Annotated in this window: 18 protein-coding genes; 12 read left to right on the forward strand and 6 right to left on the reverse strand. The window is 43.3% G+C overall.

Going from position 1 to position 16,560, the window contains the following annotated elements:
* Positions 1-16: 16 nt before the first annotated feature.
* Complete coding sequence (gene recA, locus DDT91_RS14775; RefSeq protein ID WP_187176967.1) at positions 17-1,045, forward strand: recombinase RecA; 1,029 nt, start codon at positions 17-19, stop codon at positions 1,043-1,045.
* A gap of 58 nt (positions 1,046-1,103) precedes the next feature.
* On the opposite strand, the gene DDT91_RS14780 is transcribed toward recA, so the two are convergent.
* Positions 1,104-2,351 carry an ABC transporter permease gene (locus tag DDT91_RS14780; RefSeq protein WP_187176968.1) on the reverse strand — a complete coding sequence of 416 codons (1,248 nt, stop codon included), beginning with the start codon at positions 2,349-2,351 and terminating at the stop codon, positions 1,104-1,106.
* Between the two features lie 131 nt (positions 2,352-2,482).
* On the opposite strand from DDT91_RS14780, the gene queA reads away from it, so the two are divergent.
* From queA to DDT91_RS14805, 5 genes are all read left to right on the forward strand, one after another.
* Entirely contained in the window at positions 2,483-3,532 is a 1,050-nt protein-coding gene (queA, locus tag DDT91_RS14785) for a tRNA preQ1(34) S-adenosylmethionine ribosyltransferase-isomerase QueA (protein ID WP_187176969.1), read from the forward strand.
* A gap of 105 nt (positions 3,533-3,637) precedes the next feature.
* Entirely contained in the window at positions 3,638-4,315 is a 678-nt protein-coding gene (locus DDT91_RS14790; RefSeq protein ID WP_187176970.1) for a 2-C-methyl-D-erythritol 4-phosphate cytidylyltransferase, read from the forward strand.
* A 134-nt stretch (positions 4,316-4,449) separates the two neighbouring features.
* Complete coding sequence (locus DDT91_RS14795) at positions 4,450-5,289, forward strand: LiaI-LiaF-like domain-containing protein (protein WP_187176971.1); 840 nt, start codon at positions 4,450-4,452, stop codon at positions 5,287-5,289.
* 63 nt (positions 5,290-5,352) lie between these two features.
* Positions 5,353-6,363 carry a sensor histidine kinase gene (locus DDT91_RS14800; protein WP_222718656.1) on the forward strand — a complete coding sequence of 337 codons (1,011 nt, stop codon included), beginning with the start codon at positions 5,353-5,355 and terminating at the stop codon, positions 6,361-6,363.
* Positions 6,360-7,097 (forward strand): LytTR family DNA-binding domain-containing protein, encoded by a 738-nt coding sequence (locus tag DDT91_RS14805; protein WP_187176972.1) that lies wholly within the window; start codon positions 6,360-6,362, stop codon positions 7,095-7,097. Before DDT91_RS14800 ends, DDT91_RS14805 begins: the two co-directional genes overlap by 4 nt.
* Positions 7,098-7,171: 74 nt before the next feature.
* On the opposite strand, the gene DDT91_RS14810 is transcribed toward DDT91_RS14805, so the two are convergent.
* Both DDT91_RS14810 and DDT91_RS14815 read right to left on the reverse strand, forming a co-directional pair.
* On the reverse strand, positions 7,172-7,393 hold the full coding sequence (locus DDT91_RS14810) for a DUF2795 domain-containing protein (protein ID WP_026952747.1): 222 nt from the start codon (positions 7,391-7,393) through the stop codon (positions 7,172-7,174).
* A gap of 76 nt (positions 7,394-7,469) precedes the next feature.
* The gene (locus DDT91_RS14815) at positions 7,470-8,720 is read right to left on the reverse strand and encodes a DUF349 domain-containing protein (RefSeq protein ID WP_187176973.1); all 1,251 of its coding nucleotides are present in this window, start codon (positions 8,718-8,720) and stop codon (positions 7,470-7,472) included.
* Positions 8,721-8,852: 132 nt separating this feature from the next.
* On the opposite strand from DDT91_RS14815, the gene ettA reads away from it, so the two are divergent.
* From ettA to DDT91_RS14835, 4 genes are all read left to right on the forward strand, one after another.
* Positions 8,853-10,532, forward strand: a complete 1,680-nt coding sequence (gene ettA / locus DDT91_RS14820; RefSeq protein WP_187176974.1) for an energy-dependent translational throttle protein EttA — start codon at positions 8,853-8,855, stop codon at positions 10,530-10,532.
* A gap of 195 nt (positions 10,533-10,727) precedes the next feature.
* Positions 10,728-10,922, forward strand: a complete 195-nt coding sequence (locus tag DDT91_RS14825) for a hypothetical protein (RefSeq protein WP_187176975.1) — start codon at positions 10,728-10,730, stop codon at positions 10,920-10,922.
* 233 nt (positions 10,923-11,155) lie between these two features.
* The gene (locus tag DDT91_RS14830; RefSeq protein WP_187176976.1) at positions 11,156-11,560 is read left to right on the forward strand and encodes a hypothetical protein; all 405 of its coding nucleotides are present in this window, start codon (positions 11,156-11,158) and stop codon (positions 11,558-11,560) included.
* Positions 11,557-11,745: a hypothetical protein gene (locus tag DDT91_RS14835; RefSeq protein WP_187176977.1), complete on the forward strand. Its 189-nt coding sequence runs from the start codon at positions 11,557-11,559 to the stop codon at positions 11,743-11,745. The genes DDT91_RS14830 and DDT91_RS14835 overlap by 4 nt, the downstream gene beginning before the upstream one ends.
* A 102-nt stretch (positions 11,746-11,847) precedes the next feature.
* Here the strand turns inward: DDT91_RS14835 and DDT91_RS14840 are convergent, their stop codons facing one another.
* Positions 11,848-12,894, reverse strand: coding sequence for a metallophosphoesterase (locus tag DDT91_RS14840; RefSeq protein WP_255502133.1), 1,047 nt, complete (start codon positions 12,892-12,894; stop codon positions 11,848-11,850).
* Positions 12,895-13,287: 393 nt separating this feature from the next.
* Here DDT91_RS14840 and DDT91_RS14845 point away from each other — a divergent pair, with 393 nt between their 5' ends.
* Positions 13,288-14,598, forward strand: a complete 1,311-nt coding sequence (locus DDT91_RS14845) for a pyridoxal phosphate-dependent aminotransferase (protein ID WP_187176979.1) — start codon at positions 13,288-13,290, stop codon at positions 14,596-14,598.
* A 78-nt stretch (positions 14,599-14,676) separates the two neighbouring features.
* Here the strand turns inward: DDT91_RS14845 and DDT91_RS14850 are convergent, their stop codons facing one another.
* Both DDT91_RS14850 and DDT91_RS14855 read right to left on the reverse strand, forming a co-directional pair.
* The gene (locus DDT91_RS14850) at positions 14,677-15,027 is read right to left on the reverse strand and encodes a four helix bundle protein (RefSeq protein WP_187176980.1); all 351 of its coding nucleotides are present in this window, start codon (positions 15,025-15,027) and stop codon (positions 14,677-14,679) included.
* Between the two features lie 102 nt (positions 15,028-15,129).
* A complete protein-coding gene (locus DDT91_RS14855) occupies positions 15,130-16,068 on the reverse strand; it encodes a zinc dependent phospholipase C family protein (protein ID WP_255502134.1) in 939 nt (312 codons plus the stop codon).
* 207 nt (positions 16,069-16,275) lie between these two features.
* Here DDT91_RS14855 and rpsT point away from each other — a divergent pair, with 207 nt between their 5' ends.
* On the forward strand, positions 16,276-16,530 hold the full coding sequence (rpsT, locus tag DDT91_RS14860) for a 30S ribosomal protein S20 (protein ID WP_187176981.1): 255 nt from the start codon (positions 16,276-16,278) through the stop codon (positions 16,528-16,530).
* Positions 16,531-16,560: the final 30 nt, after the last annotated feature.

A 16,560-nucleotide genomic window follows, 5' to 3' on the forward strand; every position in this document is an offset into this window, starting at 1 on the left:
ATTTTATCAACTTCTCATGAGTAATAACGCAGAAAAACTCAAAGCTTTACAGCTGACAATCGACAAGCTGGAAAAAACTTACGGTAAAGGCACCGTAATGAAGCTTAGTGACAATAAAGTGCAAGATGTGCCGGCGATCTCCACAGGTTCTTTGGGATTGGACATGGCATTGGGCGTAGGGGGAATACCCAGAGGCAGAGTGATCGAAATCTACGGTCCGGAATCCTCAGGTAAGACTACGCTGACTATGCACTGCATTGCCGAAGCCCAAAAGGCCGGTGGATTGGCTGCATTTATTGATGCAGAACACGCCTTTGATAAAAACTATGCTGAAAAACTCGGAATAGATACCGAGAACCTCCTGATCTCTCAGCCTGATAATGGCGAGCAAGCTTTGGAAATCGCCGAGCATCTCATCCGTTCTGGAGCGATTGATATCATTGTCATTGACTCCGTGGCCGCTTTGGTTCCTAAGGGCGAACTGGAAGGTGAAATGGGAGAAAGTAAAATGGGGCTTCAGGCTCGATTGATGTCCCAGGCATTGAGAAAACTTACCGGTGCAATCAACAAGACCGGCTGTGCATGTATTTTTATCAACCAGCTTCGTGACAAAATCGGCGTCATGTTTGGCAACCCCGAAACAACAACTGGTGGTAATGCACTCAAGTTTTACGCATCTGTAAGATTGGATATCCGAAGAGTGGGGCAAATCAAAGAAGGTGCAGACAATGTGCTCGGCAACAGAACGCGAGTAAAAGTGGTGAAAAACAAGGTAGCCCCGCCTTTCAAAGTGGTTGAATTTGATATCATGTATGGTCAGGGAATCTCAAAAGTAGGAGAAGTCATTGATCTCGGGGTAGAATTGGATATCATTAAGAAGGCAGGATCCTGGTTCTCTTACAATGGCGAAAAATTGGGTCAGGGAAGAGATGCTGTTAAAAACTTACTATTAGACAATCCCGAACTCATGGAAGAGCTGGAAGGAAAAATCAAAGCTGCTTCAGGTCTCCTTCCTACAGAGCCAACAGTAGATTTGGAAGATTGATTTTCAGTCTAAATGAACGCAAAAAAGGAGGCAAGCGCCTCCTTTTTTAATTCTCCGATTAAGCTGTCCGGATCGCCTCTACAGGATCCATTCTTGCTGCCAGTGTTGCAGGTACAATTCCCGCTACTACACCAATAGCAGACGAAACTCCTAAGCCTAGGATGATATTTTTGAAGGACAAAATCAATTCTAAACTCCCGAGTTGAACAAAACTTAGGAAGTAAACGAGCAGAATCCCTGTTCCTCCCCCGATGAGACTTAAGCAAACAGCTTCGAAAAGGAATTGGAAAAGAATAAAATAATTCTTTGCTCCCAAGGACTTTTGGATTCCGATGATATTGGTCCGTTCTCTTACTGACACAAACATGATATTGGCAATTCCAAAACCTCCTACGAGGATTGAAAATCCACCTATCACCCAACCGGCCACGGAAATCACGTCAAAAATTGATCCGATGGCATTTTGGATAAACTCCGTCTTATTGAGCGCGAAATTGTCTTCTTGAGTAGGTTTTAGTCCCCGTTTTGCTCGAAGCAGGCCGGTCATTTCATTTTCCAAAGCAACCAATCCCACATCCGTATCCTTGCCTTTTGCAGCAATGGTTGGCTCAAGACCATTCCTTCCGGTGTAATACATTTTATTAAATGCTCCAAAGGGGATCAGACAGGCCTCATCCTTGGAGGGCAATTCCAAGAATCCTTCTCCTTCCTCCTCAAAAATCCCAATGACGGTAAATTTCATGCCTTTGATTTTTACCTCTTTTCCCAAAGCAGGCTGGTTTGGAAAAAGGGTCGTGGCAATCTTTTTACCAATGATGATTAGGTTACGGGAGGCATTGATTTCTGATTCGGAGAAGTATCGGCCTTCTTCTAAAGCTACTTCATAAACATCCTGATAGGTGTAGGCTACACCGGAGAGTGAAGTCCCTTGGTAGGAGTTGCTTCCTGCCTGAACTGTAGCTGTGGCAGAGGCCGAAATAGTTACTCCTTCAGCGTTTTGAAGTCTTTGTTCGAGGAATTTATACTCGGCAAATGTCCCGGGGGGTCTTTGGAAATATTTCCACCAAGGATAATCCTGAGGGCCTGAAGCAAATGGAAAACGATCTACCCGCATCACATTGGTACCGAGAAAGGCAAAGGAAGATTTAATTTTTCCTTCCAGTGAATCTACCAGTGTAAATACAGCGATAATGGCGAAAATCCCCACTGTTACCCCCAAAAGGGACAAAACAGTACGGGTAAGATTGGATTTGAGGGCGGTGATGGCAAACCTGAAACTTTCCCAAGTGAGTTGGAAAAACAGCATACGATCAATAGTTGGTTAAAACAATTTGTCAAGTTAGCTGAAATTGGGCATTATTGTTATTAACTTTGCATTTTTTAAAGCAAAACAAATCACCGAGTTAGAATATTGAGTCAGACTCCTAAAGCTTATCTATGAAATTATCAGATTTCAAATTTGACGTTCCCAAAAAACTTATCGCCCTCTACCCCACTGAAAATCGTGATGAGTCCCGATTGATGGTGGTTCATAAGAAAACAGGGGAAATCGAACACCGCACTTTCAAAGATATCCTTGAATATTTTGGAGAAGGGGATGTGTTTGTTACCAACGATACTAAAGTGTTCCCAGCCCGACTTTATGGAAACAAAGAAAAGACCGGAGCAAAAATCGAGGTCTTTCTTTTAAGGGAATTGAATTCTGAATTGAGACTTTGGGATGTTTTGGTTGACCCTGCAAGAAAAATCAGAGTAGGGAATAAGCTTTATTTTGGTGACAGTGATCTGGTAGCCGAGGTAATTGACAATACGACGTCTAGAGGAAGGACCATCCGGTTTTTGTTTGACGGAAATGAGGAAGAATTCCAAAAGACGATCGATTCATTGGGAGAGACTCCGTTGTTGAAAGAATATATCGAGCGGAAAATCGAGCCTGAGGACCGAGAAAGATATCAAACTGTATTTGCAAAAAATGTAGGCGCCGTGGCGGCTCCGACTGCAGGGCTTCATTTTACCCCCCAGTTGCTCAAGAGACTTGAGCTCAAAGGTGTGGAAGTCACTCCGATCACTCTTCATGTGGGCTTAGGAACTTTCCGTCAAGTCGACGTGGAAGATCTTACCAAGCATAAGATGGATTCTGAGAATTACTTTATTCCTGAAAAAACTGTCGAGCTGGTCAACGAGGCTTTGGATAACAAGAAGCGGGTAGTGGCGGTAGGTACTACCTCTCTGAAGACCGTTGAATCATCTGTCACTGCGGGAGGAAGACTCAAGGCAAGCAGTGGCTGGACTGACAAATTCATCATTCCTCCTTATGATTTCAAAATCGCCAATGCCCTCATCACCAACTTCCATTTGCCGGAATCTACCTTGCTGATGACAGCCGCGGCTTTCGGAGGCTATGACTTGATCATGAAGGCCTATAAAGAAGCAGTGAAAGAAAAATACCGATTCTTCTCCTACGGAGATGCCATGCTGATTCTCTAAGACCTAAGGCCCCGGAAAACGGGGCTTTTTTTATGACCATTTTTCAGAATTGGAATTAATTGGTCTTTCATTGTCCAGAATTACTTTTGTATCAAATCAAACCGAATGGAGAAAGCAGCAATTTTGGTCGCAGGTGGCAGGGGAACCCGAATGGGGGCTCAAATTTCCAAGCAATACCTCCCGATTGGAGGAAGGCCTGTTTTGATGCATACGCTAGAGGCTTTCTTTCAGGCTGATCCTAATATTCAGCTTGTCTTGGTCTTGCCTAAAGATGATTTTGGATTCTGGAGGAACCTTTGTGAGGAATACCGATTCGATTTGAAACACCAAGTCGTAGCAGGTGGAGAATCCCGCTTTCAATCCGTCCGAAACGGGCTTCAAGCCATTACTTTCGATAAAGGATTGGTAGCAATCCATGATGGCGTTCGACCTTTTGTCAATCAAGAAGTAATCCGTGAGAGTTTTGCACAGGCAGAGCGTACAGGAAGTGCCATCGCAGTGGTCACCCTGAAAGATTCCCTTCGGGAAGTAACTGAGGAGGGGTTGAGTTTTTTCAGGGAAAGGCATCGTTATCGACTGGTTCAGACTCCACAGACTTTTCAGCTGGAAAAAATCAAGAAAGCATTTCAGACTCCGGAGAGGACAGAGTTTACCGATGATGCAACCGTGTATGAATTTCAGGGCTGGCAAGTGACGCTGATTGATGGGAATCCGGAAAATATCAAGCTTACTACTCCCGAGGATTTGAACTACGCAGAGTATCTACTGTCTAGGCGGAAGTAATCGGTAAAAATTCTGTCTGCATTTTCACCGACCGTTTGGATGGGTTCGCCGACTTTTTAAGCATCCTAGCCTAATGTCGATTCCTCGATTTTTGTGGGAAATGTAGTTTTGATCAACATTTAAATTTTACTGCTATGAGCAACTACACTAAACCACGGAACGACGGAAACATTGCCTTTGGATTTATTATTCTAGGCATCGGAGTGATTCTCCTTTTAAGAAAAATGGGTTTATTCATCCCAGATTGGGTGCTTTCCTGGCCCATGATTTTGATCGCCATAGGTACCTTTTCCATCATCAAGCATGAGTTCAAGAGCTTCTTTGGATTTATCATGCTGTTTATCGGTTCCTATTTCCTTTTAAAAAGGGAGTTTGATCTCGATTTTGGAATTGGTCAGTATATCTGGCCGATCGGATTGATCATTCTTGGGATTTACCTGATTACCCAGCGAAACAGAGAAAATAAAGTATTGGAGGATATCCGAAGAAACTGGGAATCCGAGCGCAAGACAAAAACATCCTTTACAACATCCTCTAAGGTAGAGGACGCTAAAGTAGTAGATGAAAGCGGTGCCACCGGTAATTTTCAATCCACGACTGATTCAGGCTTTACCCGGACCACAGGTACTTCTTTTGCTGACCGATTAAATATAGATGCGATTTTCAGCGGAGTTAACCGTCGAGTAATGTCCAAGAATTTTCAAGGCGGAAAAATCACCGCGGCATTTGGTGGGGCAGATTTGGATCTGACTCAGGTCGATTTCAACGGTGTGGTGACGATTCAGGTGGACATCATCTTCGGTGGAGTAAAAATGATCGTTCCTCCGCATTGGGATATACGCACCGAAGTAACCAACATTGCTGCAGGATTGGAAGATAAGCGATTCTTCAGAGAAGGCGGAGTAGACCCCAGTAAAGTGGTCGTCCTGAAAGGAACCATCTTGTTTGGAGGTTTGGAAATCAAATCCTTTTGACGACATTAAACCAACTATTATACCACCAATACCTTGTTTTTAAACGCTTTTTCAAATCCCCGATTGGGAAAATGGATCGTCCCTGGAGCCGGAATCATCTGGCTTCTGGGATGTTTCTTTTTATTGAGAAATGAGGATTTGGAGTTTGAAATTGCGTTTACTGATGCTTTCTTTTTTGCTTTAGGGTTCTTGGGTGGCGTAGGGATTTTGGATCGGGTATTTAGCCTGTATTCTCCCAAAGGGCGAAACCTTTGGCTTATTTTTCTTTTGCCGGTATTGCTGAGTGGGATGCTGGTTCTTGCTCATCGATACCTGTTGAATTGGTGGTTTTCGGAAGAGGATCTATATCTGGAATTGTTGAATGGCACCTTCTTTTTACGCTTGGCGGTTTTAGGCTTGGCTGAGCAGTTTGTGGCTTTATTGGCCTTGGTTGTTTCCAAACTCGAGCGGCAGGAGGAGTTGAGTCGAAGAGAAGCCCAGATGCTTGAACTTTCCAAAGAAGCCGAATTGGCTCAATTGCGCCAGCAGCTTCAACCTCATTTTTTGTTTAACAGTCTGAATTCCATCAACGCGCTGGTCATCGCTCAGCCCCAAAAAGCCAGAGAAATGGTTTTATTGCTTTCAGATTTTCTCAGGGGAACTATTCGAAAAGATGTCCAGAAATGGGAAATCCTCGAGCAAGAATTGAACTATCTGAAAATGTACCTTGATATTGAGCGGGTACGTTTTGGGCATCGTCTTTCCATTGATTTTTTAGTCGAAAAGGAAGCAGAGACGGCAAAAATTCCTCCTTTGCTTATCCAACCTTTGGTGGAAAATGCCATCAAGCATGGACTCTATGGAGTAACAGGCGAGGTGAAGATCGAGGTGGAATGCCAAAAGGAGGGCAATTACCTTCTGATTGTGGTGAGAAATCCCTTTGACCCATCGTATGTTTGCGCAGAGGGAACGGGCTTTGGACTCAGTTCGGTCGAGCGAAGACTTTATCTCCTTTTTGGCCGAAAGGATCTTTTGCAAACTAGCAATCAAAATGGAATCTTCGAAGTAAGGCTAAAAATCCCCCAGTATTTATGATCAAAACTATCATCATCGACGATGAGCCTCTTGCTGCCGGAATTGTCCAGGAATACCTTGGTTCTTTTCCCCAATTCCAGGTATTGGAAATATGTCACGATGGATTCCAAGGATTGAAGGCTATTCAGCAGCATCAGCCTGATTTGATTTTTTTGGATGTACAGATGCCCAAGATCACAGGGTTTGAGCTGTTGGAGCTGTTGGACGAGCCTCCGGCGGTGATATTCACGACCGCTTTTGATCAGTATGCGCTGAAAGCGTTTGACGCCAAAGCCTTGGATTATTTACTGAAGCCGTTTTCCCAGAGTAGATTTCAGCAGGCCATAGACCGGTTTTTGGTCCAATTCACCCAGGGGAGTCCGAAGGAATCAGACGAGGAAAAAGAAATCCAATTGTTAGCTGAGAAAAGTAACCGTCTGGTAGTCCGTGTAAAAAATGACATCAAAATCATCCCGGTTCATGAGGTAAGCTACTTTGAAGCGGAGGATGATTACATCTCGATTCACACCAGAGAGGGTAAGTTTTTGAAGAAGATGACCATGAAGCATCTGGAGGAAAGCTTGGACCCCGGTAAGTTTGCCCGCGTGCATCGCTCATTTATGATCAATCTGAACGAAATTTCAGGTATTGAGCCCTACGAGCGAGATTCTTATTTGGTGAAATTGAGAATGGGGGAGAAACTGCCTGTGAGCAAAACCGGCTATGCTAGGCTGAGACAGGTATTGGGATTATGAGTTGATCAGGAAAAATAAGAGAGATCTGCAAGCCTTTGAAAAAGACAAAAGCCCCGATTCGGGGCTTTTGGTTTTTAGTATTCGTCTTCATTGAAGAAGAAATCGTCTTTAGTCGGATAGTCCGGCCAGATTTCTTCGATGGTTTCGTAAGGCTCTCCGTCGTCTTCGAGTTCTTGGAGGTTTTCCACTACTTCTAGTGGTGCGCCGGAGCGGATGGCGTAGTCGATGAGCTCATCCTTGGTCGCTGGCCAGGGAGCGTCCTCTAAGTAGGAAGCTAGTTCAAGTGTCCAGTACATAGTGTTTATTTTAAAAGGTGTTCCGGATTTTTTAAAGTTTGCAAGAATAGTGATTTTTTCAATATGTAGTTTCTACTCAATATCGAGGAGAAAGTTGCTTCAAAATATAGTTTTTTACGTCCACTTTGCGCTTTAGGCCTGATAACTTTTTTTTCATCATCATCTCAAAGTCCGGTGTCTCTACTCTGAAATTGGCCGAATTGTTTTGCATGGTTTCCAATTCACTCTGGTCTCTGTGCAGTAAGTCCTTGAGAATGGCAGATTTAATCTGATTCTGTTCCTGAGTACTCTTACTGTCAAAGTCTGAATATTTGTTGTGAGCCAATTTTTCGAGGAAAGCTTTTTCGAAAATGATATCCATGAAAAATTGATAAGACCGAGCCGGAAGATTTGCCTCTTTGGGTTTTCTCACAGGTAGTTTTTTCCAATCTTCCTGAATGGCCTTGGCCCGGGTAGTGATGGCATAGCTGGTAGGCTGGTGAGCCATTTTTTTCAACTCTTCCACCATCCCTTCGATTTTTCTCAAGACTTCTCTCGGATGCATTTGCGGTCCAGGATTGAGGCCACGTTTGTATCTGGAGAAAATGCGGTTGTTGAGTTTGGAAAATTCATCCCAAAGTGGTTGGCGTTTCTCAGCAGGGACTTTTCCTGCTTCCTTCCATTCTTTTTGGATTCGCTTGCTGATTTCAAAGGCCATTTTGGCATCGGGAAGATCATGAGCTTCTCTGGCTTGGACCACCAGAGCTTCATAGACTTTGATATTTTCCTCTGCCTGAAGAGCGAGCCCTTCGTAGAAGTGCCTTCTATTTTCAAAAAAGGTCTGTATTGCCTCGTTGAATTGCCTTTCGATTTCTTCGTTGACTTCTTTTTCCACCGGACCGGTTTTGATCCAGCGAAGCTTCAGTTCTTTGAATTTTTCAGCAGTCTCTTTCCAGTCTGTGTCATTTTTCAAAGCTTCTGCTTCCAGAATTAAGCCTTTTTTGACTTCCAGATTTTTGGCACGATTGGCTTGGATGATTTCATTCAGGAAACCTTCCTGCTGATTAAGTTCTTCTATCAGAGGAATAAAATCTCCCAACGCATCACTTTCAAAAAGGGAGTCTCGGAGATGAATCAGCTTCATCAGGAATGAACCTTTGTTTTGGTTTTCCTCTATGTCGTTTTTGAGCTTTTCTACTTTTTCCTTGATCTGCTCAAAACGGGCTTCAAAATAGTGGATAGTGGAGGCTTCATCCTCTTTTACTTCACCGATCTCCCGGTCGGGTTTGCCCAGAAATCCTTTCAAAAAGACTTTGCCGTCTTTGATATATCCATAGGGATGCTCCATCTCACTACAATTAGGTTATAGGTGGTTGTTTTCAATTTTGCGCAAAATAATCAATTACAGCGCACTTATCCTAAGAAAGGGATATTTTTGCCATCTTTGCCGATTCAGTCAAAACAAGCCTAAAATCATAGCATGAGCGCAGAAAAAATCATCTTTTCCATGGCCGGGGTCTCCAAGATTTACCCCCCACAGAAAAAGGTACTAAAGGATATCTACCTCTCATTTTTCTATGGAGCCAAGATCGGGGTTCTCGGTCTCAACGGATCCGGTAAGTCTTCTTTGCTTCGGATTATCGCCGGAGTGGACAAGGAATTCCAAGGCGAAGTAGTATGGTCGCCAGGCTACACAGTGGGCATGCTGGAGCAGGAGCCGAAGCTTGATCCGACCAAAACGGTCAAGGAAATCGTGGAGGAAGCAGTAGCGGACACGGTAGCCTTGCTCAAAGAATTTGAGGAAATCAATGAAAAATTCATGGATCCGGCACTAATGGAAGACCCGGATGCGATGGACAAGCTCATTACCCGTCAAGGAGAAGTGCAGGAAAAACTCGATGCGGCCAATGCCTGGGAATTGGACGTCATGCTGGATAAGGCAATGGACGCGCTTCGTCTCCCGCCTTCGGATGCAGTGGTAGGTAATCTTTCCGGTGGGGAAAAGCGCCGCGTAGCACTTTGTCGATTGCTTCTGCAGGAGCCGGATGTCCTTTTGCTGGATGAACCTACCAACCACCTGGATGCAGAGTCAGTACTTTGGCTGGAGCAGCATCTTCAACAATACAAAGGAACTGTCATTGCCGTGACCCACGACCGTTACTTCTTGGACAACGTGGCAGGTTGGATACTCGAACTTGACCGTGGAGAAGGTATTCCGTGGAAAGGAAATTATTCCTCTTGGCTGGATCAAAAGCAGCAGCGACTGAAGCAGGAAGAAAAAACCGAATCCAAGCGTCAGAAAACCCTTGAGCGGGAATTGGAATGGATTCGCATGTCTCCCAAGGCGCGTCAGTCCAAAGGGAAGGCTCGTTTGAATGCTTATGACAAGTTGGTAGGAGAGGAAGCAAAAGAGAAAGAAGCGAAGCTTGAACTTTTCATTCCTCCCGGACCGCGTTTGGGTGCCAAAGTCATCGAAGCTCATAATGTTTCTAAAGCCTATGGAGACAAGCTGCTTTTTGAAAACCTCAGCTTCTCTTTGCCTCAAGGTGGAATCGTGGGTATCATTGGTCCAAATGGTGCAGGTAAAACAACTCTCTTCAAGTTGATCACGGGACAGGAAAAGCCGGATTCTGGAAATTTTGAAGTAGGTGAGACTGTAAAACTAGCTTATGTCGATCAAGAGCATGATCAGCTTGACCCTAACAAGACTGTTTATCAATTGATCTCAGGAGGAAATGAATTGATGAAGCTGGGAAACAAGGAAGTCAATTCACGGGCTTATGTATCCAAGTTCAACTTTGCCGGATCAGATCAGGAGAAAAAGGTAGGCGTACTTTCCGGTGGTGAGCGAAACCGAGTTCATTTGGCTATCACGCTAAAAGAAGGCGGAAACTTGCTCCTTCTTGACGAACCTACCAACGATCTCGATGTCAACACCCTTAGGGCTTTAGAAGAAGCCTTGGAAAACTTCGGTGGTTGTGCGGTGATTATCTCTCACGACCGTTGGTTCCTGGATCGTATCTGTACCCACATTTTGGCTTTCGAGGGCGACTCTCAGGTCTATTGGTTTGAAGGTAACTTCTCCGACTATGAGGAGAATAAGAAGAAGCGATTGGGTGATGTGACGCCGAAAAGGATTCGGTATAAGAACCTTAAGTAGTAAGCAGTCTCAGTTTGCAGTATTCAGATTGTCAACCTTTTACTTCGACTTCTCTCAGTGGAACATGAGTCGAAGGCTTAAATCAAATAAGTTAAAATCAGAAAGCTCAAACTAAACCCCTCGAGGAGAAATCTTCGGGGGGCTTTTTTTTTAGTATTTATTTCGATTTATTACTTCAGAATTAGTTTTTAAATCATGAGCAAGAGAAGATTTTATTTTCATGTGGTATTGCTGATTTCCGCGCTTTTTGTTGGTGGTGTGTCTTTGTGGCACAGCGGATGGTGGATGGAAGGGAGAAATAAGGTGCCCAATTTTACAGCGATTTCGATGGTTTTGATGGTGGTTGCGCAGGTAATTGCTTTAAGGACTGGGCTCAAAAAAGTAAAATGAATTATAGATAGGTTTTTTAGTGAAATGGATAGAAGTCTTTATGTCGCTTACAGTTTGCTTTTTGTTTCCTCTCTTTTGATTGGCGTGTTTTCTTGGTGGAATTCAGGCCTTATTTCTGAGGGGAAGAACTACCCCAATCCCATTGTTGTCTCCATGTTTTTGTATTGCATTTGGTTTGGCGTAGGCATAGTCCAGCAAAATAGAAAGCTTAGAAAAAAATAATTGAACCGAATATGAAATTTGTGCCATTTAGTTTACTCTTCTTCCTATTCATTATTCAAAAAGCCGAACGAGACCCGCGACTGGTCGGGAAATGGACGATGCTTTTTTCTAAGGATGCAAATGGGGAAATCATCCAGGATGAGTTTTATGCGAAAAGCTACGTCGAAACTTACACAAAGGAAGGGAAGCTTATTTTAGACCCTCAGTATTTACGGGATGATTTGAAGCGCAATGGGATTACTGAACCCTTGGATTATTCCCTGATTCCTTCTTTTTCTTGGAAAACCTTTAATTCTGAAACAATTGAAATCACAACCAGCGAAGGATCCAGCCAAAATCGATATGGCTTCTCGGGTGACACCCTTATTTTCGGTTATTCCAATGGTCACTTAAGATATTTACTAAGGAGAAAATGAGTCGAATAACATACAAAACATACAAATACCTGCATGCATTCACTTTTCTCTTACTTGGACTATTGCTAATGGTCAAGTATTTGGACTTGTTTCCATTGCCCAAATGGCTTTCGGGAGTAGCTATTGTTTGGGGAGCGATAGCATTTGTGGTGGATGGGATGCGCAATAGAAAGAAAAGTGGCTAGCTAGTCTATTGATTTTCAATTAGTTTTAAAAGCTTGTATTGACAATACAAGATATCGTGTATTATCAATACAAGCTTTAAATGCAATCGTGAAAACTAATGATTAGGAACTTTTTCTTCTCAACTCCAGCACAGTAATCTCCGGCCAAATCCCAACTCTTCCCGGAAAGGCCAAAAACCCGAAGCCTCTATTTACATGCAGATACCGGCCCATTTCCTCGTAGAGTCCGGCCCATTTGGGATACCGCAGTGAAGAAGGACTCCATTTGATCCAGCCGGGAATCTCGATGCCAAACTGCATCCCATGGGTATGTCCGCTTAGAGTAAGGTGGATATGTTGCGCAAATTTTTTGACCTCCTCGTCAAAGTGGGAAGGGTCGTGACTCATCAGGATTTTAAAACTTTCTGCCGAAAGGTTGCTCGCTGCTTTGGCCAAGTCCCCGTATTGAGCGAAACCTTTTCCCCAGTTTTCTACACCTATCAGATCGATGCTTGCCCCATCTTTTCTGATTTTGATGTTTTCATTTCGTAAAAGCTTAAATCCAAGCTCTTCCTGAACTTCAAACAGACGCTTTAGATTTTCAGTCTTAGCCTCTTGGCTTGGCCAGTACATGTAGTCTCCGTAGTCGTGATTACCCAAAATCGAATATTTACCCAAAGGAGCGTGAAGTTTTTTAAACGTCTCCACCCAGGGTTCCATTTCTCCGGCATGATTGTTTACCAAATCTCCGGTGAATAATATGACATCTGATTTTTGCTGATTGATTAAGTCAATGCCGTATTCTAGCTTCTTTTTGTCATCAAAACTTCCTGAATGGATATCCGATATCTGGGTGATTCTAAAACCGTCAAACTCTTCCGGCAAGTCGTCAAATTCCAGTGTGTGCTTCATCACCCGATAGCGGTATTTTCCGATCAAGACACCATGAAGTATTCCTACAAATGGTATGGCAGAAAGGACAAGCGCGGTTTGGCTGATGAATTTTCTCCGATCGGGTAAAAAGTCTCCTTGTCGGCTACTTGAAATAGATTGAAAGCTTCCGGTAAAAAACCGTAAAACATCCTCTCCAAACAAGAAAGTCAGGATAATCAGTTTTGGAACCAGTGACAAAATCATCAGTGAAACCATCGTTCCAAAATTCGGATTCATGGTTTCCCTACTGAAGGTTAGAAAACCATAGACGATGTATGCATACACCAAAATTGAAAAAAGCCAGTAGCCAATCTTTACCCATGTCTGATTCGGGAAAGATGTCTTAAACGCTTGGTAAGTATACCAATCAATGAAAAAAAGAAAGATGAGGAAGAGTAAAATTCGAAGAAGAATCACTTGAAGAGCTTTTTGAAATGGTAGTTTATGGAGCTTTTGTTGATAATCTAATTGGGTAATAAGCTTACCAAAAACGATAAGAGCTAGCAAAAGTTTAAGAGTGATCCCATTTTAGGATCAGGATATGTTTTGGTTTTTAGTCTATTCCTGAAATTTCAACTTGCTTTTCTCTTACTTTGTGGCGGAATTTTTTCCAAACCAGCCTATTGACCTATGAGACAGCTACTCCTCAGACCCGGAGCAGAAGAATTGAATTACGAGATCCGGGGCATTGTAAAAAAAGCCCGGCAAATTGAAGCTTTGGGTTATCCTATGACCTGGGAGAACATCGGTGACCCCATCCAAAAGCATAATCACGTGCCCGATTGGATGAAAGTCATCATCGCAGACCTGCTCAAGGAGGATAAAACCTACGGCTATGCTGACTCCAAGGGCGTGTTGGAAACCCGTAAGTTTTTGGCCAATCTCAACAATGAAAAAGGTGGATCCCAAATCACCGCAGAGGACATTTTATTCTTCAATGGCTTGGGAGATGCGATCGCCAAGTTGTATCAATTTTTGATCCCTACGGCACGGATTATCGGCCCTTCGCCTGCCTATTCGACTCACAGTTCGGCAGAGGCGGCTCATGCCAATACCGCTCCGATCACGTATAAGCTTGATCCGGACAATCAGTGGTTGCCTGATATGGAGGACCTTTACATGAAGGTCAAATACAATCCTTCTATTGTCGGTATCCTGATTATCAATCCGGATAATCCCACCGGAATGGTGTATCCCAAAGAAGTTTTGGAAGGATTTGTGAAAATCGCGGATGAATTCAGTTTGCTCTTGATCGCAGATGAGATCTACCAAAATATCACCTACAATGGGATCAAAGCAGTGGCTTTGGCAGAAGTGATCGGAAGCCGGCCGGCGATTTCGTTGAAGGGGATTTCCAAAGAATTCCCTTGGCCGGGAGCACGCTGCGGATGGATGGAATTTTACAATCGGGAGTCTTCAAAGGAGTTTGCCAAACTTTGCCAAACCCTCGAAAACGCCAAAATGATCGAGGTTTGTTCGACGATTTTGCCACAGTTGGCGATCCCGAGAATCATGAGTCATCCCGAATACCATGCCTATCGAGAACAAGCCAATGCTCAAATCGGTAAGCGAAGCGATTGGATGCGGGAGATTTTGGGAGAAATCGAGGGGATTAAGTTTAACCCTACCCAGGGGGCGTTTTACAACACGATTGTATTTGATGAGAAGTTGCTAACGCCTAATCAAACGCTTCCGATTGAGGATGAGCGACTGCAACAGTTGCTGGATTCATGGCTAAGCGACCCTGAAATGCCGTTGGACAAGCGCTTTGTATATTATTTACTTGCTTCCGAGCGAATATGTGTGGTGCCTATTTCTTCCTTTTGCTCTGATCTTAGGGGTTTTAGAGTGACATTACTGGAGGAAAATGAGGCCGTTTTCAAAAATACTTTCGAGAGGTTGGGGAGAGCGATTAGGCAGTATTTGAAATCAGAAGTCTGAAATCAGAAAGCTGAAAAGGTTAATCAAAGGTTGATTTCTTAAGTCTTTGAAAATAAGTTGTAAAGAACGAAAGTGCTTTTAAGAATTGCTTTTAGCATTTATTACCATTTTAGTAAAAATTGCCGTGAGTTCATTGGCTTCTTTAAGAGCAGGTTTCACTCTTTCGTTAGGCAAAAGATGAGACTCTGAGATCAATTCCAACCAAAATCCAGACTCATCAGCTTCCTCTTGGACTATTGATAATTTTGAAATAAACTCTGCTCGAGAGCGACCACGCTGTGATGATCTATAATTCGCCCCCACTGAAGTGCCTGACCTAATTAATTGCTTACCAAGTTCAAAGCCTGCTGTGTTTTTCGGAAGTTCTGATACAAGTTGTATGATTTCCAACGCGAACCTCTTTGTTCTAGCTTTTAAATCTCTGTCCATATTCATAGTGTTTAATCCTATTCCTTATTATTCAACTTTAAGTTTTAATCTGGTGGCTACTCGTTTCAGCTTTCATACTTTATCCTTCATCCTTCATAATTTCTAATGATCTCTGACTTTGATTTTTGGGTCGGGAGTTATTTTTTCGTCCTCTGCTTTTTCCGATGATGAAAATTCCCGAAGATCCGGTTGACCGGCGTTAATCCATGCCGTGTACCAAAAATCCGCGATCATTTTGATGGATTTTCGCATCTGTCGTTCCACCTGATTGTCGAGAGCTATGGCATATGCTGTGGTGAAATCCCTTGAATAGACTCGGACTGTCAAACCATTTCGCTCTTCATAACTGTACTTCTGATCATCCGGGAATTGAGCTGTGAGTTCGCGCTCGACTCTCAGTACGCTATCCACCATGGCGTGAGCCCTGGCTACTGCATCCCAAATTGCCAACTGTGGCTTTTCGATAAATTCAGCTTTTCCTACCCAAAAGGAATAATCTTTGGCCAAAAGCTCTGGGACTCTGCTTTCCCAAAATCCATGGATACCTTCCTGACCGGTAAGTTGACCGTTGTAGTTTTTGGTGGTATGCAGCGGCACATTCAAATCTCCCAAGTAATGCCCCAAATCCGCCGAAAGTCGTAGAATGGCCGCTTTGTTCTTTTGCTCAAAGGCTCTGGTAAGGCCCAAAAAAGTTTGATAAGCGGACCAAGGTCCGATTCCGTATGCCCTCAAAGTATCTTCTGGGAATTTTTTGATCGCCTCAGGCCAATATTTTGGAAGAATATGAATTGCGCTGTCTCCATAATGATCCAGGTCGATGTAATGTTTCTCTGCTTCCCCAACTACCGCATAGCGTCTTCGATCGGGATTGACTGCCTTTTCGGTAATGAACTCGATTTCAGATTTATACAGTGACATCATCTCGGGAGGAAGCGAAAAGACAGCCTGACGATTGATCAGGGAATGAGCATAAAATCCCCAAAACGGAGGCTTTTCCGGGAGGAAAAGAAAAAGAATCACCCAAACCAAAAAAATCTTCATGCTTGAAAATAATCAAAGCTTTCATTTTCGGAAAGTGAAAAAACCTATATTTGTACCCTGTTTTGGACTTTTTTCCTCTTTGATAGATTTGGTGAAAGTGCATGCAGAAAGGAATGTTACAAAATCCTTTGGCAGAATTAATTATTTACAATAACTTTGCACTCCGATTCAGAATAGGGGAACGTACAGCATTTATTAAAAAACAATATGGCAAATCACAAATCAGCTCTGAAAAGAATTCGTGCCAACGAAGCGAAGCGTTTGAGAAACAGATATCAGGCCAAGACCACTAGGACTTTCATCAAAAGGCTGAAGGCTGCTACCGATAAGATCGAGGCTACTGAGCTTTTCCAGAAGGTTTCTTCCATGTTGGACAAACTGGCGAAGAAAAATGTGATTCACAAAAACAACGCTAACAATAAGAAATCCAAATTGGCTAAGTTCGTTAACGCGCTTGGTTGATTAAGTGATACTTTCTTACTCCAAACCCTG

It is taken from the genome of Algoriphagus sp. AK58 (assembly GCF_014324365.1).
Classification (GTDB): Bacteria; Bacteroidota; Bacteroidia; order Cytophagales; family Cyclobacteriaceae; genus Algoriphagus.